Raw genomic sequence first — 22,921 nt, 5'->3', positions numbered from 1 at the left:
GGCGGCATCCAGTCTAGGGCTCGTCGCGATCTCGCTCCGCCGCTTCGCGCGCCTCCCGGGCCTCGCGCCTCGATTGCGGCGCCCCCGCGCCCACAACCGCCAGCTCCTCGGTCTTCGACGGGATCGGCTCGATGAGCGCGCCCATCTCGTTCGCCGCGCGCTGCGCCTCGAGCGCGGCCGCGTCGTCGACAGCCTCCTGCAGCGCGGACTTGTCGCGCAGCGGCGGGGTGCGGAAGAACAGCGACAGCACGAACGCGATGATGACGACCCACATCGCGACCCAGTACACGGTGACCGCCGAGGCGTTGAACGCAACGAGCATCGGCTTGGCCAGGCGCGGGTCGGCGCCGACGAGGAACGACGTGTCGTTGATCGCCGACTCGTCGTTCGCGTTGTCGCCGGATCCCTTCGCGAACTGGTCCTGGAGCGTCGGCACGACGGTCGCGACGAAGTCGGCGCGCTGGGTCGGATCGGAGAAGTCGAGAGACACCGTGCCGTCGTCGGCGACACGGGCGACCGGGATCTGCTCCTGGATCTTCTGCGTCGCCGCCGTCTGCGCGGCAGCGACCGCCTGCGCCGTCGCCGCGGCCTGGGCTTCGGGCGGGATGGTGCCGGCGGCGACCTGGGCTGCGACGGCCGCGGTCGCGGCATCCGTCGCCTTCTTCAGGCCTGCCTGGACCTGCGCCGTCGTCGCATCGGTGACGCCCGTGACGATGGGGCTGTAGATCTGGCTCATGATCTCGGTGTTGGCAGGATCAGAAGCGACATCGGGATCGAACGCGGCGTCGAGCGCACTCGTGAGCGTGTCTTCGTTCGCGAACGACGTCTGGATGTTCGCGGGCATGACGGCGAACATGAGCGACAGGAGCACGGCGGTGCCGAGCGTTCCGCCGATCTGCCGGAAGAACGTCGACGCGCTCGTCGCAACACCCATGTCGCGCAGGCCGACCGAGTTCTGGCTCGCGATCGTGAGCGTCTGCATGAGCTGACCGAGGCCGAGCCCGAGGAGCAGCATCGCCCCCGCCATGAACCAGTACGAGGTGTCGTACTGCAGGTGCGTGAGCCAGTAGAAGGCAAGCGACATGAACGCCGTGCCCAGGATCGGGAAGATGCGGTAGCGCCCCGTGCGGGCGATGATCTGGCCGCTTCCGATCGACGCGATCATGAGCCCGAGGATCATCGGGAGCATCTGGAAGCCGCTCTCGGTGGGCGTCGAGCCCATGACGAGCTGCAGGTAGAGCGGGATCGTCAGCATCGCGCCGAACATGCCGAAGCCGACGAACACGCCGATGACGGTCGCCATCGAGAAGGTCGGCGAGCGGAAGAGCTTGAGCGGGATGAGCGCGTCGTCCTTCATGATCACCTCGGTGATGACGAAGGCGACGATGCCGATGGCACCGATCACGTAGCAGAGGATCGAGATCGGCGAGCCCCAGCCCCACGTGCGCCCCTGCTCGGCCACGAGCAGCAGCGGCACGAGCGCCATGATCACGAAGGCGGCGCCGAACCAGTCGATGCGCACCGAATGGCGGGGATGCCGCGGGATGTGCAGGAAGCGCAGCACGATCGCGAGGGCGAAGATGCCGATCGGGACGTTGATGAGGAAGACCCAGCGCCACCCGGCGATGCCGAGGATCTCCTCGGTGCCCGCGAACAGGCCGCCGATGAGGGGCCCGAGCAGACTCGATATGCCGAAGACGGCGAGGAAGTAGCCCTGGTATTTGGCGCGTTCTCGTGGCGCGAGGATGTCGCCCATGATCGCGAGCGGCATCGACATGAGACCGCCGGCGCCGAGACCCTGCACGGCGCGGAACGCGGCGAGCTCGAGCATCGAGGTCGAGAACGAGGCCAGGATCGAGCCGATGATGAAGACGACGATCGCGAAGATGAACAGCGGCCGCCGGCCGAAGATGTCGGAGAGCTTGCCGTAGATCGGCGTCGAGATCGTCGAGGTGATCAGGTACGCCGTCGTCACCCACGCCTGCTGACTGAGGCCGTGCAGGTCGTCGCCGATCGTGCGGATCGCCGTGCCGACGATCGTCTGGTCGAGCGCCGACAGGAACATGCCGGCCATGAGACCGAAGATCACGAACAGGATCATCCGGTGCGTCATCACCGGGTCGGTGCCCGGTGCGGCACCCGTGCGCGAGGCTGCGACGTCCGACATGAAATCTCCCGAGGTCAGTTGCTCGATGATCGGCGACTCCGGCGTCGTCAGTCTCGGCTCATCGTAGCCCCGCGCGACAAGGATGGGATCGGGGTTGCGCCGTATGCTCCGGGGTCGCGGTGTCGGTGTCAGGACTCGCGGACGGCGACGACGACCTTGCCCAGCGCGCGGCCCTCGCCGTGGTGGACGAGTGCGGCGGGGACCTCCTCGAGCGGGAAGACGCTGTCGATGTGCGCGCGGACCTCGCCGGCCGCGACGAGCTCGGCGAGCGGTGCGAAGTGCGCCGGACCTTCGCGGACCACCATGACGCCGAGCCGCGTGCGCGAGACGGCGCCGACGAGGGTCCCGAGCGTGAGGAGCCGCAGCAGCGCCCGGAGGGTGCCGCCGACCATGAGGAACCGTCCGCCGGGAGCCAGGCTGCGCCGGTACGCGAACACCGACCTGCTCGCGACGAGGTCGACGACGAGGTCGTACGGCCCCGTGCGGGTGAAGTCCTGCGCGCGGTAGTCGATGACCTCATCGGCGCCGAGGGCGCGGAGGAAGTCGAGCTTCGCGGCGTTGTCGACGCCCGTGACGTGCAAACCGGCGCGCGTGGCCAGCTGCACCGCGAAGGCGCCGGCACCGCCGCCCGCGCCGTTGAGCAGCATCCGCTCCCCCGCCTTCCCGCGCGCGACGGCCTGCAGCGCGATCGCCCCCGATTGCGGGATCGTGGATGCCTCGGCGAAGGTCAGCGCGGAGGGCTTCAGCGCGAGAGCCGAGGCCGGTGCGACGGCGTACTCGGCGAAGCCGCCGAGCCGCTGGAGGTTGTCGCCGAACACCTCGTCGCCGACACTGAAGGCGGTGACTTCCGGCCCTGTGGCAGCGACTCGACCTGCTATGTCGGAGCCGAGGATGTGCCGACGCGGCGTGAAGAGTCCTCCGAAGCGCGCGTATCCCGGGCTCCCGTGGAGAGCCTCCCAGTCGCTCAGGTTGATCGAGGTCGCGACGACCTCGACGAGCACCTCGCCCCGGGCGGGAACGGGCGTCGGGACGTCTTCGAGCCGCAGCACGTCGGGCGACCCGTAACGGTCGTAGACGACTGCGCGCACGAGTCAAGTGTGGGTCACGGAGCCTCCTCCGTGGAACATGTGAATCCGCTCCGAAGCGGCCGGTCGGGTTGAATCCCGCTCGGATTCTCGGAAGCGTGGCTGATCCGATGCCCCAACCGAAGCAAACGGAAGGACGATCATGCTCACGATGACGAACACGGCAGCCGAGGCTGTCAAGACGATCGTGGCCCGGATTCCCGACGCCGCCGACGGCGGAGTGCGCATCAGCGACGACGGCGAGACCGCCGGCTTCGCTCTGACGGTCGCCCCCTCGCCGGAGGCCACCGATACCGTCGTCGACACCGACGGCGCTCGGGTGTTCCTCGACACCACGGCCGCGGCGGCGCTCGACGACCAGGTGCTCGACGCTCAGTTCACGCAGGACGGCAAGGTGAGCTTCGAGCTCGCCCCGCAGAGCTGACGAGCGATCCCCACGGGCTCCGGCGCAGCCGCGTCGGAGCCCGTGCTCGTTCTGTCGGGCCCTCTGGCGCGTCTCCTCGCGGTCGCGGCGGCGTGTCGGTGGGCGCGGTCGACGATCTGCACCGCCACGATGAAGCATCGCTTCGACCGACAGGGAGGCCCGTGCATCCGACTCTGCTCGAGACGCTTTCGGCGTGGCTGCTGATCATCGCATTCGCGATCTCGCTGATCTACGAGCTGTGGCGCGCGACCGCCAAGGCGGGAGCCTCGCGACACGACTCCATGCGGGCGTTCCTCGTCACCAATCTGTGGCTCTACGTCGTCGCCGTGATCGTGATCGTGCTCCTTCTGATGGGGGTGCCGGTCGCCGCATGGGTCGGTCTGATCTTCGCCGCGCTCATCGTCATCGTCTCGGTGTTCTACTACAACCCCGTGATCATGATCGAGCGCAAGCCGGGACTGGTCGATTGGATAGAAGATCTCGTCTACACGGGCCTCCTCTTCGTGGTGGTCGCCTTCCTGTGGCTGGAGGTCGCAGGCTTCGCGCTCAGCTCGCGGCCGTGATTATCGGAAGTCCCGCGAGCGGTGGTCGACCCCGACGCGGAGATCTTCGAACCTGTCGGCGAGGAGGTTGGTGACGCCCTCGACCGAGCGCTCCAGCATCCCGCGCACGATCAGTGCCGGCGAGTCGCGCACGACCCGGCGATAGCGGTTCCAGACCCCGACCGAGCACACGACGTTGACGAGGCCGTGCTCGTCTTCGAGATTGAGGAAGGTGACACCGGATGCCGTCGCCGGCCGCTGCCGGTGGGTGACGAGCCCCGCGACCTCGACACGCCTGCCGGACTCGTGCGATCGCAGCTCACTCGAGGTGAGGACGCCGCGGGCGTCGAGCCCCGAGCGGTAGTGGGTCATGGGGTGGTCGTCGGTCGAAACCCCCGTCGCCCACAGGTCGGCGGCGAGCCGTTCGTAGCTCGTCGGGTCGGGGAACAGCGGCGGCTGCACTGCGACGAGGGAGTCCGGCAGGTATTCGGCACGGTCCTCCGCGGCGGATCCGGCGAGCCAGATCGCCTCGCGCCGCGTGAGCCCGAGGCATTCGAACGCACCCGCGGTCGCGAGCGATTCGAGCTGCACGGCCGTCACCCCCGTGCGCCGCACGAGGTCGCGCAGGTCGCGGTAGGCGCCCGCGCTCTCGCGCTCGGCGACGATGCGCTCGGCGACGGCCGAGCCGATGCCCTTGACCCCCGCGAGGCCGAGGCGCACGGCGAAGGCGCCGTCGCGCCGATGCGCGGCGTACTCGTCAGGCGTGGACGGATCGAAGTCGCCGACGGGCGGCTGGCGGCGGTCGAGGCAGGAGTCGAGGCCGGTGGGCGACGCGATCCCGTGCGCTTCGGGAGGAGATGACCGTTGTGGAGGAGCCTCGAGGGCTCCAGCATCCTCCCGAGCCGTCATCTCCTCCCGAGCTGACCGCGGTTCGAGGGTGGCCTCGGCGCCCGAGCGCAGCAGATCGGGGCGCAGCACCTCTACCCCGTGCCGGCGCGCGTCGGCGGTGAGCGTCGCGGGCGAGTAGAAGCCCATCGGCTGCGCGCGCAGCAGCCCCGCGAGGAACGCGCCGGGATAGTGCAGCTTGATCCACGAGCTCGCGTAGACGAGCAGTGCGAACGACAGCGAGTGCGACTCCGCGAATCCGAAGTTCGCGAACGCCTGGATCTTCTGGTAGATCGCGTCGGCCTCGTCGCCGACGAGGCCGTTGCGCGCCATCCCCTCGTAGAGCTTCGTGCGCAACGAGTCGATGCGCTCGACGCCGCGCTTCGAGCCCATCGCGCGGCGCAGCAGATCGGCGTCCTCGCCGCTGACCTCGCCGACGGCGACCGCCATCTGCATGAGCTGTTCCTGGAACACCGGGATGCCGAGCGTGCGCTCGAGCACGGGCTCGAGCTTCGGGTGGGCGTACGTGATGGGCTCGCGCCCGAGCTTGCGCCGCACGAACGGGTGCACGGCGCCGCCCTGGATGGGACCGGGGCGGATGAGCGCGATCTGCACGACGAGGTCGTAGAACCGCCGCGGCTGCAGGCGCGGCAGCAGCCCCATCTGCGCCCGGGACTCGACCTGGAACACCCCGATCGAGTCGGCCCGGCACAGCATGTCGTAGACGGCCTTCTCCTCCTTGGGGATGGTCGCAAGCTCCCAGTCCTCCCCCGTCGAGGCGCGGACCATGTCGAAGCAGTACTGCAGGGCCGCGAGCATCCCGAGCCCCAGGAGGTCGAACTTCACCAGCCCCATCCAGGCCGCGTCGTCCTTGTCCCACTGGATGACCGTGCGGTTCTCCATGCGGGCGTGCTCGATCGGCACGACCTCGCCGACGGGCCGGTCGGTCAGCACCATGCCGCCGGAGTGGATGCCGAGGTGCCGCGGCGCCTTCAGCAGCTCGGACGCGTATTCGATGACCTGATCGGGGATGTCATGGTCGGCGCTCGACTCGAGCATCGCGCCCCAGCGCTCGACCTGCTTCGACCAGGCATCCTGCTGTCCCGGCGAATGCCCGAGGGCCTTCGCCATGTCGCGCACGGCGTTCTTGGGACGGTACTGGATGACGTTCGCGACCTGCGCCGCCCGCTCGCGCCCGTACTTGCGGTACACCCACTGGATGATCTCCTCGCGACGGTCCGAGTCGAAGTCGACGTCGATGTCGGGCTCCTCGTCGCGCAGCGACGACAGGAAACGCTCGAACGGCAGGCCGTACGCGATCGAGTCGACGGCCGTGATGTCGAGCAGATAGCAGACGGCGCTGTTGGCCGCCGAACCACGCCCTTGGCACAGGATGCCGCGCCGCCGCGCCTCCTGCACGATGCCGTAGACGATGAGGAAGTAGCCCGGGAAGTCCTTCATCTCGATGACGGCGAGCTCGTTCTCGATGCGTTTGCCTTCGGCCTCGGTGAGATCGGGATACTTGCGCGGCACCGCCTCCCACACGAGCTGCCGCAGGTACGACATCGGCGTGTGCCCCTCCGGGACCTCCTGCTTGGGCAGCGCGGGCTTGGCCCGCCTCAGGGGGAACGCCAGTTCGTCGGCGAGGGCGACCGTGCGCGCCACGGCACCGGGGTAGCGCGCGAAGCGCTCGGCCATCTCGGCCCCCGAGCGCAGATACGCTCCGGCGTGCGCGGGGAGCCAGCCGTCGAGTTCGTCGAGGCCGCGGTTCGCGCGCACGGCGGCGACGGCCGCCGCGAGGTGCTCGCGCTGCGGCACGGCGTAGTGCACGTTGTTCGACGTGAGGATCGGCAGCCCGCGGTCCGCCGCGAGCGCCGCGAGGAGGTCGTTGTCGCGCGAGTCGAGCGGATTGCCGTGGTCGATGAGCTCGACGTTGACGGCATCCTTCCCGAACAGGGCGATGAGCCGATCGAGCTCGCGCTCGGCACCCGCCGTCCCCTCGGCGGCGAGCGCGTGGCGCACGGTGCCCTTGCGGCATCCGGTCAGCACGGCCCAGTGCCCTTCTGCCTGCATCGCGAGCTCGTCGAGGTCGTACTGCGGCCGGCCCTTCTCGGCACCGCGCAGCTGCGCGTGGGTCAGGGCGGCGGCGAGGCGGTGGTAACCCTCCATGCCCCGTGCGAGCACGAGCAGATGCGCCCCGACGGGGTCGGGCTCCCCGCCCCTCGACGGGCTCGGGGACCGATCAAGATGCCCGAGGGAGAGCTCGGCGCCGAAGACGGTCTTGACCTGCAGCGTCTCGGCCGCCTCGGCGAAGCGGACGATGCCGTAGAACCCGTCGTGATCGGTCACGGCGAGAGCGTGCAGGCCGAGGCGTTCCGCCTCCTCGGCGAGCTCCTCGGGCGAGGACGCCCCGTCGAGGAACGAGTACGTCGAGTGCGCGTGCAGCTCGGCGTACGGCACGGCATCGGCGGGACGCTCGATCTCGGGCGCCACGTAGGGTCCGCGCTTGTGCGACCAGGCCGGACTGTCGCCGCCGTCGGCTCCTGCGGGGATGTTCTGCGGGCGCCGCCGATCGCTGAGCAGCCGCTCCATCTCGGACCACGGCACCGAGGGGTTGTTGAAGCCCATCAGCGATCACCCCGCGTTCCTCGGAGCGTCGGCGTCGGCCCCTCGACAAGCTCGGGAACCGGGGTGGGGGGCACGTGGACCGGGGTGGGAGGCACGTGGACCGGGGTGGGAGGCACGTGGACCGGGGTGGGGCGCTTGGAGATCGGAGCCGGGGACGGGCGGGGGTCAGTCATAGCGGGCCTCCGCGGTCCAGGAGCCCGACTCGCACACGAGCAGCCACGCGACTCCGTCGGCGTCGACGACCTGGAAGCGATGCGCACGACGGGCGCGCGCGGCATCCCACCCCCGCTCGCTGATCGGCCACGGCCCCGCCCACTGCTCGATCGCGCGGCGGCGTCCGCCCTCGATCAGCACGGCCGGATGCGCCGTCACACGGCCGCGCTCGTCGACCGAGACGGCTCCGCCCATCGACGACGACACCTCGACGGGAGGCGGCGCGGCGAACACCGACGCCGGCAGCGGATCGGGAAGGCTCCCCGGCCATGGCCGCGACCGCTCTTTGGCGAGCACGACGCGGTCGCCCCACGGCACGAGCACCTGGCGCTCGGCGAGCCAGCGACCTCCGCCGATGACGGGCGTTAGCACGGCGCGATGCCCGAGCATCGCCTGCACCCGCGACAGCGCGTGGTGCACGCGCTCCTCGGGCGCCGCCCCGAAGATCGCCGCGACGTGATGGGATGCCGCGTCGACGGCTTCAGGCGAGATGCGAACGAGCGCGACGCCGCTGCGGAGGTCGGCGGCGTCTTCGCCCAGCTGCCAGCGCACGCGGTCGACGACCCCCGCCGCGTCGAACGAGCCGGGATGCAGCCACACCCGCTCGCTGCGCTCACCGCGGTCTCCCGTGAGCTCGACGCGCAGCTCGGTGCAGACGAGGTCGACGGCGCCGAGCTTCGCGACGAACTCGTCGGCGGCGACGCGCACGCCGAACGCGACCTGGTCGGCGAGCTCGAGCGGGGGCTCGAACGCGACCTCGCGGTGCAGCTCGGGCGGGGGCGTGCGCGGATCGACGGCGCGCGGGTCGCGCCCCGAGGCGAGGGCATGGAGGCGGATGCCGCGCTCGGCGAACCGCTCGCGCACGCGGTCCTGCTCGAGCGCCGCGAACTCGCCGAGCGTCTGCACCCCGAGCCGCGCGAGGAGCCCGGTGAACTCGGGACCGCCACCGAGCGAGACGTCGTCGAGGAGCCCGATCGGCAGGGGCGCCAGGAATCCCGCCGATCCGCCCGTCGGCACGACGCACACCGGATCATCGGGGCCCGTGCCGACGCGTGCCGCCTGCTCGGCCGTGAACGGACCGTCGGCGACACCCGCCCGCGCGCTCTCGACGCCGAGCTCGCTCAGCGATTCGAGCAGCACGCACGCGGCCTCGACCTCGCCACCGTAGTAACGGGCCGGTCCGCGGGCCTTGAGCGCACACAGGCCCGCGCGCACGATCTGCACTCCGGGTGCGTGCTCCTCGATGCGCGCGACGAGCGGCGCGAAGACGCGGTGGTCGCGCATCGCGTCGGCGGGGATGACGGTCAGCCGCGGGCACCGCGCCTGGGCGTCGCGGCGACGCTGCCCGCGCCGCACGCCGTCGGCCCGAGCCGCCGGCGAGCACGCGACGACCTCGTTGTGCTCGAACACCGCGACCGGCGCCGTCGGATGGACGGCGCCCTCGCGCACGAGGGCCGTGACCGGCCAGTCGGGGAACCACAGCACGATGCTGCGCACGGGCACGCCTGGCCCCGCGGGTGCGCGTGAGAGACCGGACCGCATGTCAGCCCACCGCCTCCAGCACACGCATCGCCCTGCGCAGCCGCTCCTCGAACTCCTCACGCCCGTCCGACACGGGCGCCCAATCCAGCGCCGGCGCGACCGGCACCGTATCCAGCGCCGGCGCCACCTCCTGAACCGGCGCCACCTCCCGCACCGGCGCCACCGGTGCCAAATCCAGCGCAGGCGCGACCAGCGAGACCTCGCCGTTCGGACCGGGAAGCAGCATCCGCTCCCGCCGCTCGCGCGGCCACCGCCTGCTCGAGGCCGTCACCGTGACGGCGCGCCCCGAGAGGTACCCGTGGCCGCGCCCCACCCCCGACCACTCCGGATCGCTCACCTCGAGCGCCGCTTCGGCCTGCGGCCACGCCCCCTCCACGAGCAGCACCGTGCCACGATCGCGCAGCCGGGCAGCGAGACGCGACACCTCTGCGCCTGTGACGCGCCCCGGCGGACGCAGCGCGACGACGGGCGCGATCTCGGCGATCGTCGCCGTCACGGCGAGCCACCGCGGACCGGGGTCGGGCACGAACACGAGCCGCGCGAGGTCGACCCCGAGCGACTCGGCCGCCTCGGCGCCGAGCTCGGGCATGCCGATCGCAGCGCACCACGATCCGTCTTGCGACGGCCGCGCCATGAGGGCGAGCAGCAGCGACGCGGAGCGGGTGAGCGAGTACGCCGACCCTGCGCGCAGACCGCCGCCGGGCAGCAGCGACGAGAACGCGGGGAGCGTCGGCAGCACCGCGGCATCCATCTTGCGGCCCTGCACGCGCTCGAGCTGCGCCTTCAGCCGCAGCACCTCGCCGCCCTGCTCCTGCCGGAGCGCTTCGTTCTGCACGATCGCCCTCACCTCCACAGAATAGAACATCTGTTCTATCCGTTCAATGATGCGATCGAAGATACCTCCACCCTCCGACATTCACGATGCCGGCCGAGGGTGGAGGCGGATTCAGCCGACGACCTCCGCCGTCGTCGCGATGCGCGCGAATCCCCCGCCCTGCAGCACGAGCGCCGTCGTGGCCATGAGCTCTCCGGCGGTGCGCGTCACGGTGCCCAGGCCCGCGGCATCCCCCGTCAGATCGAACGTGCGGGTCGCGTCGAGCACGACCGTCACGTCGTATCCGAGGTTTCCGGCCATGCGGGCGGTGGTCTCGACGCACATGTTGGTCTGGATGCCGCATATCACGAGCTCGCCGATCCCCTGCGCGACGAGCCACGCGTGCAGATCCGGGTCGCCGTAGAACGCCGAGTTCACGTTCTTCGTGACGAACAGCGCCGGTGAGACCTCGGCGACGACGTCGACGAGCGCGTTGCCGGGCTTGCCGGGGTGCAGCGGCGACTCGGGCGACACGGAGTCGTGGCGCACGACGACGACAGGTTCAGCGGAGGCCGACCATGCCGCGACGAGGGCGGCGACGTTCGCCTCGCAGTCGGGGTTCGCGGTCGGACCCCAGAAGTCGAGGTCGTCGAAGCCGCGCTGCATGTCGATGACGATGAGAGCTCGGGTCATGCCCCCATGACATCACGCCCGGAACCAGGAACGGGATGCCGCGACCGCCGTCTGGCGTCGCTTTGCTGCCGTTCCCTCGGGGCTCAGTGGACGCATCCTGTCGCGTCGGCATCACATGGCGACGGAATTCGCCCCCTGAAACGCGACACCCTCGCGCCCGGATTCAGTGGGCGCATCCTGTCGCGTCCCCCGCCCGACACGACGGAATCGGCCCTCTGAAACCGCGACGTGCCCCGCACCCCGCAACTCGTGGGGCGCATCCTGTCGCGTCCCCCGCCGGACGCGACGGATTGCGCCCAGCGAACCCCGAGCCGAGCCCGCGGCGATCCCCGCGAGCACGAGCAGCACGCCGATCACCTGCGCGAGGCCGAACGCCTCCCCCGCGATCGCGACGCCCAGCACGACGCCCGTCACGGGGTTGAGCAGGCCCACGACGCCGACCGTCTCGGCGGGCAGCCGGCGCAGCCCCGTGAACCAGGCGACGTAGGCGAGCGCCGTGCCGATGACGGCCACGTACGCGAAGCCGGCGAGCGAGGACGGCGTGAGCGTGGGCGGTGCGCCTTCGACGAGCGCGGCGACCGGGAGCAACACGAGCGAGCCGGCGAGCAGCTGCCACGCCGTCATCGACAGCGCCGGCACATCCGACCCCCACCTGGCCGTCAGCACGAACCCGATCGACGACGAGATCATCGCGCCGAGGGATGCCGCGACCCCCCACGCGTCGACACCGGCCGGATCGAATCCCAGCAGGATCGCGACGCCCACCAGCCCGACGGCGGCGCCGGCGACCGCCGCGAGCCTGGGACGTCGGCGAAGGAGCAGCCAGGCGAACAGCATGATCGAGATCGCCGAGGTCGACATGACGGTCGCGGCGAGGCTCGAGGGAAGCCGCTGCCCCGCGATGTAGACGAGCACGAAGAACCCGCCGACATTGAGCACGCCCAGGATGACCGACCGCCACCACCACGATCCGCGCGGCAGCCGGCGGGCGAGGAGGAGCACGAGCAGCCCCGCGGGCAGCGCGCGCAGCACACCGCCCCAGAGCGGGTACTCCGCGGGCAGCAGGTGACGCGTCACGACGTAGGTGCTCCCCCACGCGATCGGCGCCATGGCCGTGATGAGCACCCATCGGGCGAGAGATTTGTCTTCCATGGAAGATACTTTATCTTACCGGGAAGATAATTGGCACTACGATCGGAGCATGACGGATGACGGAGACCGCATCGCCCAGCTACAGGCCGAGTGGCGTCGAGAGAGGCCCGACCTCGATCCGTCGCCGCAGGGCGTGATCGGCCGCCTCCACCGCGTCGCCCTCCTGCTGACGGACCGGCTCACCGACGTCTATGCCGACTTCGACCTGACCGAGGGCGACTTCGACGTGCTCGCGACCCTCCGCCGTGCCGGCGCACCCTACGAAAGGCTCGCCGGCGAGCTCGCCGACCACACCCTCGTGACGTCCGGCGGTCTCACGAAGCGGGTCGACCGGCTCGTGGCCCGCGGGCTCGTCGAGCGCCGGGCGGAGGCATCCGATGCCCGACGACGACTCGTGCGGCTCACGCCTCAGGGCAGGCGGCTCATCGACGAGGCCTTCACGGCCCATCTCGCCAATGAGCACCGCCTGCTCGACGCGCTCGGCCCCGAGGACACCGCGGCCATCGAGCCGATCCTCACGCGCTGGCTCGCGGTGCTCGAGCGGTAACGGGCCACCCGACACCGGCGCTCACCGGGCGCACATCGTCGCATCGGCGCCCTGACTCGACGGAATGGGCCCACTGACCCCACACGCTGGAGCGCTAAGCCGCGAGGGCGAGGTACGGCTCCCACCGCGGATCGGTGCGATCCGTGCCGCGCACCGTCCACTGCGCGCCGTGCGGCGGGCGCGGCAGGATGCGCAGCTCCCAGTGCATCTCCTGCGGCGTGCGGTCGCCCTTCAGGTTGTTGCAGCGCAGGCAGCACGCGACGAGGTTCTCCCACGAGTCCGCTCCCCCGCGCGAGCGCGGCAGGACGTGGTCGATCGTCGACGCCGCCTTGCCGCAGTATCCGCAGCGGTGCGCGTCGCGTCGCAGCACTCCGCGTCTCGTCACGGGAACCTGCCGTCCGCCCGGCACCCGCACGTAGCGGGTCAGAAGGATCACGGCTGGTCGGTCGTACGACTGCGTGGTCCCCCACACGGGCTCGTCGTCGATGTGCTCGACGACGGTGGCCTTCTCGTTCATCACGAGCACGAGCGCCCGCTTGAACGACACGACGGCGAGCGGTTCGTAGCCCGCGTTGAGCACGAGTGTGCGCATTCCTCATCCTCTCGAACGGCCGGGACGGCTTCTCGGATTGTTCGATTCGCGACGATGAGAGCGGCGGAGGGCATGAAAAAAGGCGCTGTCTACAGACAGCGCCTCGGCGCCACGGTCGTGCCGTGGCATCCACTCACGTGATGCCGAAGGACGAGCAGGCCAAGCGCATCCATGGTTCGGATGCGTGGCATGGCGTCCATCGAGTTCCCTCCGCCTCTTTCAGCGTCGGGATTCAGACTAAGGCACGCACGAGCGCCGAGGGCCGGCGGACATGCTGAACGCCCGGTGGCGTGTCGAGGAACTTCTCTGTCGACACGCCCACCGGGCGTTCATTTGCAGGGTTCGAAGGGCTCAGCCCGCGTTGGCCTTCAGCCAGGAGAACGGGTCGACGAGGCCACCGTTGATGCGCACCTCGAAGTGCAGGTGGTTCGCGGTCGAGCTGCCCGTGCTGCCCACGGCGCCGATCAGCTGGCCGGCCTGGACCGTCTGACCCGAGACGACCTGACGGCTGCCGTAGGTCATGTGGCCGTACAGGGTGTTGACCTGCTGACCTCCCACGACCGAGTCGATCGTGACGGCCACGCCGTAGCCGGCGTAGCTCTCCTGCGAGATGCGCACGACGCCCGCCGCGGCGGCGAAGATCGGCGTGCCCGCGGGAGCCACCATGTCGAACCCGTCGTGGTTCGGCCGGTTCGGCGGACGGAAGAGGTTGTAGCTGGCATAGGTGAAGTTCGTGACGGGCCACCGCACTTCGCCGGAACCGGGTGCCGTCATCGACAGGTTCATGCTGTAGTACGAGCCCGACTTCTTCGCCGACGCGGCCGCGGCGGCGATGGCACGCGCGCGCTCGGCGGCAGCCTCCTCCGCCTTCTTCTTGGCGATCTCGTCGGGAGTCGTCGCGGAGTAGCTGCCGCGGTCGAGCGTCTCGGAGGTGGCGTCGGAGGCGACGACGAGCGACTGCGCGTTGTCGAGGGCGACCTGCTGGACGGTGGAGGTCTCCTCCGTCTGACGCCAGGCGCCGTAGGCCGGGAGGGCCACGGTCGCGACGAGGCCGCCGACCATGGCGAAGATCACGAGGTTGCGCACGGGACGCGCCTTGCCGCGCGGCGGCCGGGGGGTCGCCGAAGAGCGGGCGGGTGCGCTCGCCTTCTTGCGTCGCACCGACACTCCACGGGCACGTCCACGACGGGTCAAGCTCGTCGCGTCGTGCTGTGGCAACTCCTCAGCAGACGAATCGTTCTGTTCAGCCAAACTGTCCTCCGGCGCCTCTGCGCCGGGGCGCTGGCTCGTCAGCACTGGGTGTTCGGGGCACTTGATGCAGGCTTCACCGTGCGGACGACGAGCCGGGGAGGCAATCCGAACGGGGTCCGTCGGCGGGCTTCTCGCCGGGTGGACTTTTCGAGGCTACCGGAAGGTAACGAATATGTCACGCTGACGAGGCTGTCAACCACCTGGACGAACTCCCGCTGACCGGGAAGCCTTCCGGCGAGCCGCCGGGGACCGCTCAGACCCGCTCGTCGACGAGGAAGATGTGCGCCGCGACCTCGACGGGCAGTTCGAGCGCCTCGTCGTTGCCGTCCATCTCGACGAGGACGTAGCCCTCGCTGTACCGGAAGCCGCCGGAGGCGCCGGGCAGGACGCCGGCGGCCTTGAGCTGCTGCAGCAGTTCGGGATCGACCTGCGCGGGCTCCGCAAGGCGGCGGATCGTGCCGGCGACGGGCTGCCCGGCCTCGTTGAGGCGGCGGACGAGACCCACCACCCCCTTGTCGAACTTCTGCGACGGGACGTCGCCGAGCTGATCGAGACCGGGGATCGGATTGCCGTAGGGCGATTCGGTGGGATGCCCCAGCAGCTCGACGAGGCGACGCTCGACCTGCTCGCTCATGACGTGCTCCCAACGGCACGCCTCTTCGTGGACGTACGCCCAGTCGAGGCCGATGACGTCGGAGAGCAGACGCTCGGCAAGACGGTGCTTGCGCATGACGTCGACGGCCTTCTGGCGGCCGGCGTCGGTCAGCTCGAGGGTGCGGTCGTCGGAGACCACGACGAGTCCGTCGCGCTCCATGCGGCCGACCGTCTGCGAGACGGTGGGGCCGGAGTGCCCGAGGCGCTCCGAGATGCGCGCGCGCAGGGGCGTGATGCCCTCTTCCTCGAGCTCGAGGATGGTGCGCAGGTACATCTCGGTCGTGTCGATCAAGTCGGCCATGTGGGGATCCTCGGGAGCGTGGACGAGCCCAGCAAGCCTACCAACGGGCAGGGACACCGGGCGTCACACCGACAGGGCCGCACCGGGGCCGACTCTAGAATCGAGCCATGCCCCACGTGTTGCTGCCTCGTGAGATCCTGCCCGCCGACGGACGCTTCGGATGCGGACCCTCCAAGGTCCGTGTCGAGCAGCTCGAGAAGCTGCGCTCGCACGTGGGACTCCTCGGCACCTCGCACCGGCAGGCGCCCGTGAAGGACCTCGTAGGCCGCACCCGCGGGCACCTGGCCGACCTGTTCCGTCTCCCGCACGGCTACGAGATCATCCTCGGCAACGGCGGGTCGACGGCGTTCTGGGATGCCGCGGCGTTCGGCCTGATCGAGAAGCGCAGCCAGAACCTCGTCTTCGGCGAGTTCGGCGGCAAGTTCGCGTCCGCCGCGAACTTGCCGTGGCTCGAGGCGCCCGACGTGCGCGACGTGCCCGCCGGCACGCGCACCGTCGCCGAGGCCGTCGAAGGCGTCGACGTCTACGCCTGGCCGCACAACGAGACCTCGACGGGCGTCGCCGCGCCGATCCGTCGCGTCTCCGGCGACGAGGGCGCACTGACCGTCATCGACGCGACGAGCGCCGCCGGCGGCATCGACTTCTCGATCACCGAGGCCGACGTCTACTACTTCGCCCCGCAGAAGAACCTCGGCTCCGACGGCGGCCTGTGGTTCGCCGCGGTCTCGCCGGCCGCGATCGAGCGCATCGAGCGCATCGCGGCGTCGGGCCGCTACATCCCGGAGTTCCTGAGCCTCAAGAACGCCGTCGACAACTCGCGGCTCAACCAGACCCTCAACACCCCCGCGATCGCGACGCTCGTGCTGCTCGAGTCGCAGCTCGAGTGGATCAACTCCAACGGTGGCCTGCAGTGGGCCGACGCCCGCACGCACGAGTCGTCGAACGCCCTCTACGAATGGGCCGAGGCGTCGTCGTTCGCGACGCCGTTCGTCGCCGACCCGGCCGACCGCTCCCCCGTCGTCGTCACGATCGACTTCGACGAGTCGGTGGATGCCGCGGCCGTCGCCAAGAGCCTGCGTTCGAACGGCATCGTCGACACCGAGCCGTACCGCAAGCTGGGCCGCAACCAGCTGCGCGTCGCGACGTTCGTCTCGATCGACCCCGACGACGTGCGCCAGCTCATCCGGGCGATCGACTACACGGTCGAACACCTCGGCTGACGCTCCCCGTCGGTTCGAGCTCGACCCCTCGACAAGCTCGGGGACCGTTCGGTCGCTGAGCTTGTCGAAGCGTGGTCCAGCGCCGGCGAGGAGCGCCGCGTCAGCGGGCGAGCTCGACCCCTCGACAACCTCGGGGACCGTTCGGTCGCTGAGCTCGTCGAAGCGTGGTCCAGCGCCGGCGAGGAGCGCCGCGTCAGCGGGCGAGCTCGCCGGGGACCGGCAGGGGCTCGAAGCCCGCGGCGCGCACGCGCGCGGGATCGTGGCGCAGGCACCGCACCGACCGCGAGGGAGCGTCGGCCTCCACGCGGGGCACGGTGAGCTCGGGCGCGACGGCGCGGCAGGCCTCCCATGCGAACGCACACCGCGCCGCGAAGGGGCAACCTGCCGGAAGACGCGAGAGGTCGGGCGGCGAGCCCGGGATCCCCATGAGCTCGCGGCGGGCGCCGCGCAGCGGCGGGAACGAGTGCAGCAGCGCATCGGAATAGGGATGCCGCGGCTGCCGGTACACCTCGCCGGCGGCGGCATCCTCCACGATCTCTCCCGCGTACATGATCGCGATGCGGTCGGCGATCTCGATGAGCAGCGACACGTCGTGCGTGATGAAGATGACCGAGAACCCGAGACGCTCGCGCAGGTCGGCGATCTGCTCGACGATCTGACGCTGCATGACGACGTCGAGCGCCGTCGTCGGTTCGTCCATGATGAGCACCTGCGGGTCGAGGGCGAGCGCCATCGCGATCATGACGCGCTGGCGCATGCCGCCCGACAGCTGGTGCGGGTACGACCTCATCCGGTCGGGCGAGATGCCGACGAGCTCGAACATCTCGGCCGCGCGCTCCTGCGCCCGCGCCGCCGACCACTCCCGGCGGTGCGCGAGGATGCCGTCGACGATCTGCTTCCCGACGCGCGCGACGGGGTTGAGCGAGTTCATGGCGCCCTGGAACACGATCGCGACGTCTTCCCAGCGCGTCTCGCGCAGGCCCTGGTCGTCGAGGGTCAGGATGTCGCGGCGCGACCCGTCGCGGTCGGTGAACCACACGCTCCCGCCCGTGATGAGCCCGGGAGGCGCGAGCAGCCGCGTCGCGGCGTACGCGAGCGTCGACTTGCCGCAGCCCGACTCTCCGGCCAAGCCCAGCACCTCGCCGCGGTGCAGCGTGAGCGACACCTCGCGCAGCACGTGGGTCGGATCGTCGTCGAAGCCGTACGAGACGGAGAGGTCCTCGATCTCGAGGATCGGCTCGCGGCCGCCCGAGCGGGAGGCCATGAGAGGCGAGCTGGTCGCGGTGCCGCTCACGGGCGGTCCTCCTTCTTGCGTGCCGGCGCCTCGCGCACGACGGGGGTGAAGCCGACGCGGGGGCGGATGCCGCGCCTGCGGAGCGCCTTCGCGTTGGCGCCCGTCGAGCGCAGGCGCGGGTTGACGAACTCGTCGATGCCGAAGTTGATGAACGTGAGCGCCATGCCGAGCAGGGCGATGCACAGGCCCGCCGGCACGAACCACCACCACGCGCCGCGCTGCAACGCGAGGTTGTTCTGCGCCCAGAAGAGGATCGTGCCCCAGTTCCACTCGCTCACGGGCAGGATGCCGATGAACGACAGCGTGATGAGCGAGAGCACCGCGAACGTCACCGTGCCGATGAAGCCCGCCGCGAGGATCGCCGTGAGGTTCGGCAGGATCTCGACGAACACGAGCCGCCACGTGCGCTCGCCGCTCGCCCGCGCGGCCTCCACGAAATCGCGCCGGCGGAGGGAGAGAGTCTGCGCGCGGAGCACGCGCGCTCCCCACGCCCAGCCCGTGATGCCGATCACGAGGGCGACGATGAGCCCGCCGGTCGTCGGCAGCTGGCCGGCCACGATGATGATGAGGGGCAGCTGCGGGATGACGAGGAACACGTTCGACAGCGCCGACAGGGTCTCGTCGCCCGCTCCCCCGAGATAGCCGGCGGTGATGCCGACGACGGCGCCGATGAGAGTCGCCGCGAACGCCGCGACGAAGCTGACGACGAGGACGTTGCGCGTGCCCACGATGATCTGCGACAGGATGTCGCGACCCAGGTGGTCGGTGCCCAGCCAGTGCTCCCACGACGGGGGCTGCAGCAGGTCGGGGCTCGAGGCGCTCGGGTCATAGGGCGCGATCCACGGCCCGATGATCGCGAGCACGACGAAGAAGCCCAGGATCACGAGGCCCGTGATGGCCTTGCCGTTGCGCAGGAAGAGGAGCCGCTTGCGCTTGCGCGGACGGCCGGGCGCGGCATCCGTCTCCTCCACCGCGATGAGCACGGTGTCCTCGTCGTCGAGGGTCCAGTCCACCATCGGCATGGGTCAGCCCTCCTGTCGGGTGCGGGGATCGAGGAACGCGTAGACGACGTCGGCGAGCAGGTTCGCCAGCAGCACGGCGAGCGTGATGACCAGGAAGCATCCCTGCATGAGCGGGTAGTCGTGCGTGTTGACGGCTTGATAGAGCGTGTAGCCGATGCCCTGGTAGGAGAAGACCATCTCCATGATGAGCGTGCCGCCGACGATGAAGCCGAGCGACAGCGCGAAGCTCGAGATCTGCGGCAGGATCGCGTTGCGCGCCGCGTAGCCGAACATGACGGCCCGGCCGGAGAGGCCCTTCGCGTGCGCGACGGTGACGTAGTCGTCGGACGACACCGTCACCATCATGTTGCGCATGCCGAGGATCCAGCCCGAGATCGACGCGATGATGATCGTCATCGCGGGCAGGGTGCCGTACCAGATGACCGACGAGATGAACTCCCAGCTGAAGCTCGGCACGAGCGACCGGTCGTACGACCCGTTCGAGGGGAACCAGCCGAGCGTGACGGAGAAGATCCAGATCGCGATGAGCGCGAGCCAGAAGTACGGCACCGACGAGAAGAACGTCGAGATGGGCACGAGCGAGTCCGCCCACGTGCCCCGGCGCCAGCCGATCGCGACGCCGACGAGCGTGCCCACGATGAAGGCGATGATCGTCGCGATGCCGACGAGGCCGATCGTCCACGGCAGCGTCTGCGCGACGATGTCGGCGACGGGGGTGAGGAACTTGAAGGAGACCCCGAGGTTGCCCTGCAGGAGCAGCTTCCAGTAGATGACGTACTGGTCCCACAGGCTCAAGTGCTCGTCGAGGCCCAGCAGCACGCGCAGCGACTGCTCCGCCTCGGCGGGAATCCGGCCCTGCATCTGGGCCATGATCGCCTTGACCGGGTCGCCGGGCATGAGGCGCGGGATGATGAAGTTGAGCGTGATCGCGGCCCACGCCGTGATGAGGTAGAAGACGCCGCGGCGCAGGACGAACCTCACGAGGCCACCTCCGTCGCGCTCGCATCGGCCGACTCGGCGATGAGCACGGCGTCGTCGGGACGCTCGCCGTACTGCTCGAGCACGCTCGTGACGACGGGCCGGTCGGGGCGGTCGGAGTAGCCCCAGCACGCCGCCTCGCGACCCTCGCCCACGGGCAGGAGCGGCGGGGTCTGCGCCTTGCAGAGCTCGGTCGCGAAGGGGCAGCGCGGGTGGAAGCGGCATCCCGATGGCGGATTGACGAGACTGGGCGCCTCACCCCGCGCGCCGTGCGCACGCGCCTCGAGGTCGTCCGGGTCGGGCGCCGACGCGATCAGCAGCTGCGTGTACGGATGCTTGGGGTCCTGCGTCACCGACTCGGAGTCGCCCGACTCGACGATGCGGCCCGCGTACATGACGCTCGTGCGATCGGCGAAGTAGCGCGCCGAGGCGATGTCGTGCGTGATGTAGAGGATGCCGATGTCCAGGCGATCCCGGAGGTCGCGGAGCAGATTCAGGATGCCGAGGCGGATCGACACGTCGAGCATCGAGATGGGCTCGTCGGCCAGGAGCACGTCGGGGTCGGCGGCGAGCGCGCGGGCGATCGCGACGCGCTGCCGCTGACCGCCGGACAGCTCGTGCGGGTACGAGTCGATGTACCGCTCGGGCGGCGTGAGCTGCACGCGGGTGAGGAGCTCCTGCAGTGCGGCTTCGAGTGCCTTGCCGCGGAGGTTGCCCTTGTGCAGGCGGATGCTGCGGCTGAGCACGTACCGCACGGTGTGCACGGGGTTCAGCGACCCGAACGGGTCCTGGAAGATCATCTGCACGCGGTGGACGTAGCGCCGGAAGGCTTTGCGGCCCTTGACGGTGGCATCCCTCCCCTCCAGGAGGATGCGCCCGCCCGTCGCCGGCATGAGCTGGGCCAGGAGCCGGGCGATCGTCGACTTGCCGGAGCCCGACTCGCCGACCAGGGCCAGGACGCGGCCGCGGTGCAGCTCGATCGTGACGCCGTCGACGGCGTGCACGACCTTGCCCCGGCCCGCGCCGCGGGCCTTGAAGTGCTTCGTGAGGTCGACCGCCTGAAGGACGGGAACGGATGCCGCGGAGGCTGCTCCGGTGGGAGCGTCGGCGTGGGGGTCGGTCTGCGTCATCGCATTCACCAGTCGTCGATTCCCTCGCGCGGCGATTCCACCGCGGGACGGGGTGTGGACAGGGGGCGAGGTGCGCGGCGACGGGAAGGGGCCGCCGCGCACCCCGGCGGGTCGTCAGCTGCTCGGCTTGAGCTTCATGACGATCTCGGCCGCGTTCTGGTGGGTCGGCTGAGGCGAGTTGTACGGGTCGTCCTCGGACGGCCAGCCGACGTAGTTCTTCGTCGAGTACTGGGCCGTCGACGGGCGCGCCCAGATCGCGATCGCCGGGACCTCGTCGACGAAGACGCGCTGGATCGTGTCCATCGCCGCCGTGCGCTCGGCGTCGTCGGAGGTCGACGCGTACGTCGCGAAGGCCGCCGTGGACTCCTCGTTCTGGAAGCGTCCGAAGTTCCAGTTCGCCGCGTCGCCGAGCGGGACGTACTGGGAGCCGTTGAAGATGTCCGAGTACATGTCGTACGGGGTCGATCCGCTGTCGGTCCAGTGCAGCGACGCCTGGAAGTCTCCCGGCGGGATGATGTCGGCGAACCAGCCGTCGACGTTCGCGGGCTGCACCTCGGCGACAGCCCCGATCGTGGCGGCGGCCGTCTTGATGATGTCGAGCGCCGTCAGGTAGTCGTTCCACCCGGCGGGATTCGTCAGCGTGAACGCCACGGGCGTGCCGTCGGGGTCGACGAGCTTGTCGCCGTCGTACGTGTAGCCCGCGTCGGTGAGGAGCTTCTTCGCCCCGGCGACGTCGACCTTGTAGTCCTTGCTCTTGTACTCAGACGAGAGGTACGCCTCGCCCGCCGGAAGCGGGAGCCCCGTCACGTTCGTCAGCGCGGGGTTGACGCCGCTCGTGGCGACGTCGACGAGCTGCTGGCGGTCGATCACCATGTTGAGCGCCTGCCGGAACGCGAGGTCGTCGAACGGCTTCGTCTCGTTGTTGAGGAACAGCGCGTCGATGCCGAGACCGGCGGCCGCGTACTGGTGGTGGTTCTCGGGATCCTTCGCGATGTAGACGTTCTCGTAGTCGGCGATGAACGTCCACCCCCACTGCGCCTCACCCGTCGTGAGCGCCGTCGTGAGCGCGTTGTTGTCGTTGTACGACGAGTAGCGGATCTCGGGGGCCGCGGGCTTGCCGCCCCAGTAGTCCGGGTTCGCCACGACCGTCGCGGCTTGCGGCGTCCACGACTCGAGCGTGTACGGACCCGTGCCGACGGGCTTCTTGTTGGGGTCGGTCGCCGGGTCCTTGATGTCCTTCCAGATGTGCTCGGGGACCATGAGCAGGTCGTCGAGCTTCGCCTGGTTGACGAACTGAGGAGCGGTGAAGGCCACGGTGACCGTCGAGCCGTCCGACGTGATGTCGCCGTACGGCAGCGCCTCGGTGTTGATCGCCTCGTTGTCCTTGCGCAGCTGGATCGAGAACGCGATGTCGTCGGCGGTGAAGTCCTCGCCGTCCGACCACTTCACACCCGATCGCGGCGTGATGACCGCCTGCGTGTAGTCCGAGTTCCACTCGACCTTCTCGGCGAGCCAGGGCTTGGGCGCCTCGGAGGGCATCGCCCGGTTCACCATCATGAGCGGCTCGTAGATGACGAACGCGTAGCCGAGCGACAGGGCCGAGGAGCCCGTCGCGAAGGGCGACTGGTTGTCGGTCTGCGTGCCGTTGGGCATGCCGACCGTCAGCACGGCGCCGTCGCCGGCCGCGTTGTCATCACCGCCGCCTGCCGCACAGCCGCTGACGAGCAGCGCTGCCACGGCGGCCCCCGCGACGAGCGGGGCGATCCGACGGAACTTCATGAGTTGCC

At 70.2% G+C, this 22,921-nt stretch carries 19 protein-coding genes; 4 read left to right on the top strand and 15 right to left on the bottom strand.

Annotated elements, in window-relative coordinates:
- Positions 1-13: 13 nt before the first annotated feature.
- Together ACH3VR_RS03775 and ACH3VR_RS03770 are read right to left on the bottom strand one after the other, a co-directional pair.
- Positions 14-2,167, bottom strand: coding sequence for an MDR family MFS transporter (locus ACH3VR_RS03775; protein ID WP_396639409.1), 2,154 nt, complete (start codon positions 2,165-2,167; stop codon positions 14-16).
- 128 nt (positions 2,168-2,295) lie between these two features.
- Positions 2,296-3,255: an NAD(P)-dependent alcohol dehydrogenase gene (locus tag ACH3VR_RS03770; RefSeq protein ID WP_396639408.1), complete on the bottom strand. Its 960-nt coding sequence runs from the start codon at positions 3,253-3,255 to the stop codon at positions 2,296-2,298.
- 148 nt (positions 3,256-3,403) lie between these two features.
- Between ACH3VR_RS03770 and ACH3VR_RS03765 the strand changes: the two genes are divergently transcribed.
- Together ACH3VR_RS03765 and ACH3VR_RS03760 are read left to right on the top strand one after the other, a co-directional pair.
- Positions 3,404-3,676 (top strand): Fe-S cluster assembly protein HesB, encoded by a 273-nt coding sequence (locus ACH3VR_RS03765; protein WP_396639407.1) that lies wholly within the window; start codon positions 3,404-3,406, stop codon positions 3,674-3,676.
- Between the two features lie 161 nt (positions 3,677-3,837).
- Positions 3,838-4,239 (top strand): hypothetical protein, encoded by a 402-nt coding sequence (locus ACH3VR_RS03760; protein WP_396639406.1) that lies wholly within the window; start codon positions 3,838-3,840, stop codon positions 4,237-4,239.
- Here ACH3VR_RS03760 and ACH3VR_RS03755 read toward each other — a convergent pair whose 3' ends face one another.
- From ACH3VR_RS03755 to ACH3VR_RS03735, 5 genes are all read right to left on the bottom strand, one after another.
- A complete protein-coding gene (locus tag ACH3VR_RS03755; RefSeq protein WP_396639405.1) occupies positions 4,240-7,731 on the bottom strand; it encodes an error-prone DNA polymerase in 3,492 nt (1,163 codons plus the stop codon).
- Between the two features lie 165 nt (positions 7,732-7,896).
- Positions 7,897-9,486 carry a DNA polymerase Y family protein gene (locus tag ACH3VR_RS03750; protein ID WP_396639404.1) on the bottom strand — a complete coding sequence of 530 codons (1,590 nt, stop codon included), beginning with the start codon at positions 9,484-9,486 and terminating at the stop codon, positions 7,897-7,899.
- A gap of 1 nt (position 9,487) precedes the next feature.
- Positions 9,488-10,351 (bottom strand): hypothetical protein, encoded by an 864-nt coding sequence (locus tag ACH3VR_RS03745; protein ID WP_396639403.1) that lies wholly within the window; start codon positions 10,349-10,351, stop codon positions 9,488-9,490.
- A gap of 81 nt (positions 10,352-10,432) precedes the next feature.
- Entirely contained in the window at positions 10,433-10,993 is a 561-nt protein-coding gene (locus tag ACH3VR_RS03740) for a cysteine hydrolase family protein (protein ID WP_396639402.1), read from the bottom strand.
- A gap of 111 nt (positions 10,994-11,104) precedes the next feature.
- Positions 11,105-12,145, bottom strand: a complete 1,041-nt coding sequence (locus ACH3VR_RS03735; protein WP_396639401.1) for an EamA family transporter — start codon at positions 12,143-12,145, stop codon at positions 11,105-11,107.
- A 49-nt stretch (positions 12,146-12,194) separates the two neighbouring features.
- Here ACH3VR_RS03735 and ACH3VR_RS03730 point away from each other — a divergent pair, with 49 nt between their 5' ends.
- Positions 12,195-12,692, top strand: a complete 498-nt coding sequence (locus tag ACH3VR_RS03730) for a MarR family winged helix-turn-helix transcriptional regulator (RefSeq protein WP_396639400.1) — start codon at positions 12,195-12,197, stop codon at positions 12,690-12,692.
- A gap of 94 nt (positions 12,693-12,786) precedes the next feature.
- Here ACH3VR_RS03730 and ACH3VR_RS03725 read toward each other — a convergent pair whose 3' ends face one another.
- The 3 genes from ACH3VR_RS03725 to ACH3VR_RS03715 all read right to left on the bottom strand — a co-directional run bounded on the left by ACH3VR_RS03725 (position 12,787) and on the right by ACH3VR_RS03715 (position 15,490).
- The gene (locus ACH3VR_RS03725; protein ID WP_396639399.1) at positions 12,787-13,284 is read right to left on the bottom strand and encodes an HNH endonuclease; all 498 of its coding nucleotides are present in this window, start codon (positions 13,282-13,284) and stop codon (positions 12,787-12,789) included.
- Positions 13,285-13,635: 351 nt separating this feature from the next.
- Positions 13,636-14,370, bottom strand: a complete 735-nt coding sequence (locus ACH3VR_RS03720) for a M23 family metallopeptidase (RefSeq protein ID WP_396639398.1) — start codon at positions 14,368-14,370, stop codon at positions 13,636-13,638.
- Positions 14,371-14,788: 418 nt separating this feature from the next.
- Positions 14,789-15,490 (bottom strand): metal-dependent transcriptional regulator, encoded by a 702-nt coding sequence (locus ACH3VR_RS03715; protein WP_396639397.1) that lies wholly within the window; start codon positions 15,488-15,490, stop codon positions 14,789-14,791.
- A 107-nt stretch (positions 15,491-15,597) separates the two neighbouring features.
- On the opposite strand from ACH3VR_RS03715, the gene serC reads away from it, so the two are divergent.
- Complete coding sequence (gene serC, locus ACH3VR_RS03710) at positions 15,598-16,710, top strand: phosphoserine transaminase (RefSeq protein WP_396639396.1); 1,113 nt, start codon at positions 15,598-15,600, stop codon at positions 16,708-16,710.
- 193 nt (positions 16,711-16,903) lie between these two features.
- On the opposite strand, the gene ACH3VR_RS03705 is transcribed toward serC, so the two are convergent.
- From ACH3VR_RS03705 to ACH3VR_RS03685, 5 genes are all read right to left on the bottom strand, one after another.
- Positions 16,904-18,004, bottom strand: coding sequence for an ABC transporter ATP-binding protein (locus tag ACH3VR_RS03705; RefSeq protein ID WP_396639395.1), 1,101 nt, complete (start codon positions 18,002-18,004; stop codon positions 16,904-16,906).
- Positions 18,001-19,026 (bottom strand): ABC transporter permease, encoded by a 1,026-nt coding sequence (locus tag ACH3VR_RS03700; RefSeq protein ID WP_396639394.1) that lies wholly within the window; start codon positions 19,024-19,026, stop codon positions 18,001-18,003. The genes ACH3VR_RS03705 and ACH3VR_RS03700 overlap by 4 nt, the downstream gene beginning before the upstream one ends.
- Positions 19,027-19,029: 3 nt before the next feature.
- Entirely contained in the window at positions 19,030-20,007 is a 978-nt protein-coding gene (locus ACH3VR_RS03695; RefSeq protein ID WP_396639393.1) for an ABC transporter permease, read from the bottom strand.
- A complete protein-coding gene (locus ACH3VR_RS03690; protein ID WP_396639392.1) occupies positions 20,004-21,134 on the bottom strand; it encodes an ABC transporter ATP-binding protein in 1,131 nt (376 codons plus the stop codon). The genes ACH3VR_RS03695 and ACH3VR_RS03690 overlap by 4 nt, the downstream gene beginning before the upstream one ends.
- 114 nt (positions 21,135-21,248) lie before the next feature.
- Positions 21,249-22,913, bottom strand: coding sequence for an ABC transporter substrate-binding protein (locus tag ACH3VR_RS03685; RefSeq protein WP_396639391.1), 1,665 nt, complete (start codon positions 22,911-22,913; stop codon positions 21,249-21,251).
- Between the last annotated feature and the right edge of the window lie 8 nt (positions 22,914-22,921).

The organism is Microbacterium alkaliflavum (assembly GCF_044325405.1).
Classification (GTDB): domain Bacteria; phylum Actinomycetota; class Actinomycetes; order Actinomycetales; family Microbacteriaceae; genus Microbacterium; species Microbacterium alkaliflavum.
Note: the sequence above shows the minus strand (reverse complement) of the source record. Positions and strands in the feature narration are given on the sequence as shown.

Bases quoted from the DNA above. Each gene is read 5' to 3' on its own strand.
- ACH3VR_RS03775 (WP_396639409.1), bottom strand. From the start codon at position 2,167: ATGTCGGACGTCGCAGCCTCGCGCACGGGTGCCGCACCGGGCACCGAC.
- ACH3VR_RS03765 (WP_396639407.1), top strand. From the start codon at position 3,404: ATGACGAACACGGCAGCCGAGGCTGTCAAGACGATCGTGGCCCGGATT.
- ACH3VR_RS03755 (WP_396639405.1), bottom strand. From the start codon at position 7,731: ATGGGCTTCAACAACCCCTCGGTGCCGTGGTCCGAGATGGAGCGGCTG.
- ACH3VR_RS03750 (WP_396639404.1), bottom strand. From the start codon at position 9,486: ATGCGGTCCGGTCTCTCACGCGCACCCGCGGGGCCAGGCGTGCCCGTG.
- ACH3VR_RS03745 (WP_396639403.1), bottom strand. From the start codon at position 10,351: ATGTTCTATTCTGTGGAGGTGAGGGCGATCGTGCAGAACGAAGCGCTC.
- ACH3VR_RS03740 (WP_396639402.1), bottom strand. From the start codon at position 10,993: ATGACCCGAGCTCTCATCGTCATCGACATGCAGCGCGGCTTCGACGAC.
- ACH3VR_RS03735 (WP_396639401.1), bottom strand. From the start codon at position 12,145: ATGGAAGACAAATCTCTCGCCCGATGGGTGCTCATCACGGCCATGGCG.
- ACH3VR_RS03730 (WP_396639400.1), top strand. From the start codon at position 12,195: ATGACGGATGACGGAGACCGCATCGCCCAGCTACAGGCCGAGTGGCGT.
- ACH3VR_RS03725 (WP_396639399.1), bottom strand. From the start codon at position 13,284: ATGCGCACACTCGTGCTCAACGCGGGCTACGAACCGCTCGCCGTCGTG.
- ACH3VR_RS03715 (WP_396639397.1), bottom strand. From the start codon at position 15,490: ATGGCCGACTTGATCGACACGACCGAGATGTACCTGCGCACCATCCTC.
- serC (WP_396639396.1), top strand. From the start codon at position 15,598: ATGCCCCACGTGTTGCTGCCTCGTGAGATCCTGCCCGCCGACGGACGC.
- ACH3VR_RS03700 (WP_396639394.1), bottom strand. From the start codon at position 19,026: ATGCCGATGGTGGACTGGACCCTCGACGACGAGGACACCGTGCTCATC.
- ACH3VR_RS03690 (WP_396639392.1), bottom strand. From the start codon at position 21,134: ATGACGCAGACCGACCCCCACGCCGACGCTCCCACCGGAGCAGCCTCC.
- ACH3VR_RS03685 (WP_396639391.1), bottom strand. From the start codon at position 22,913: ATGAAGTTCCGTCGGATCGCCCCGCTCGTCGCGGGGGCCGCCGTGGCA.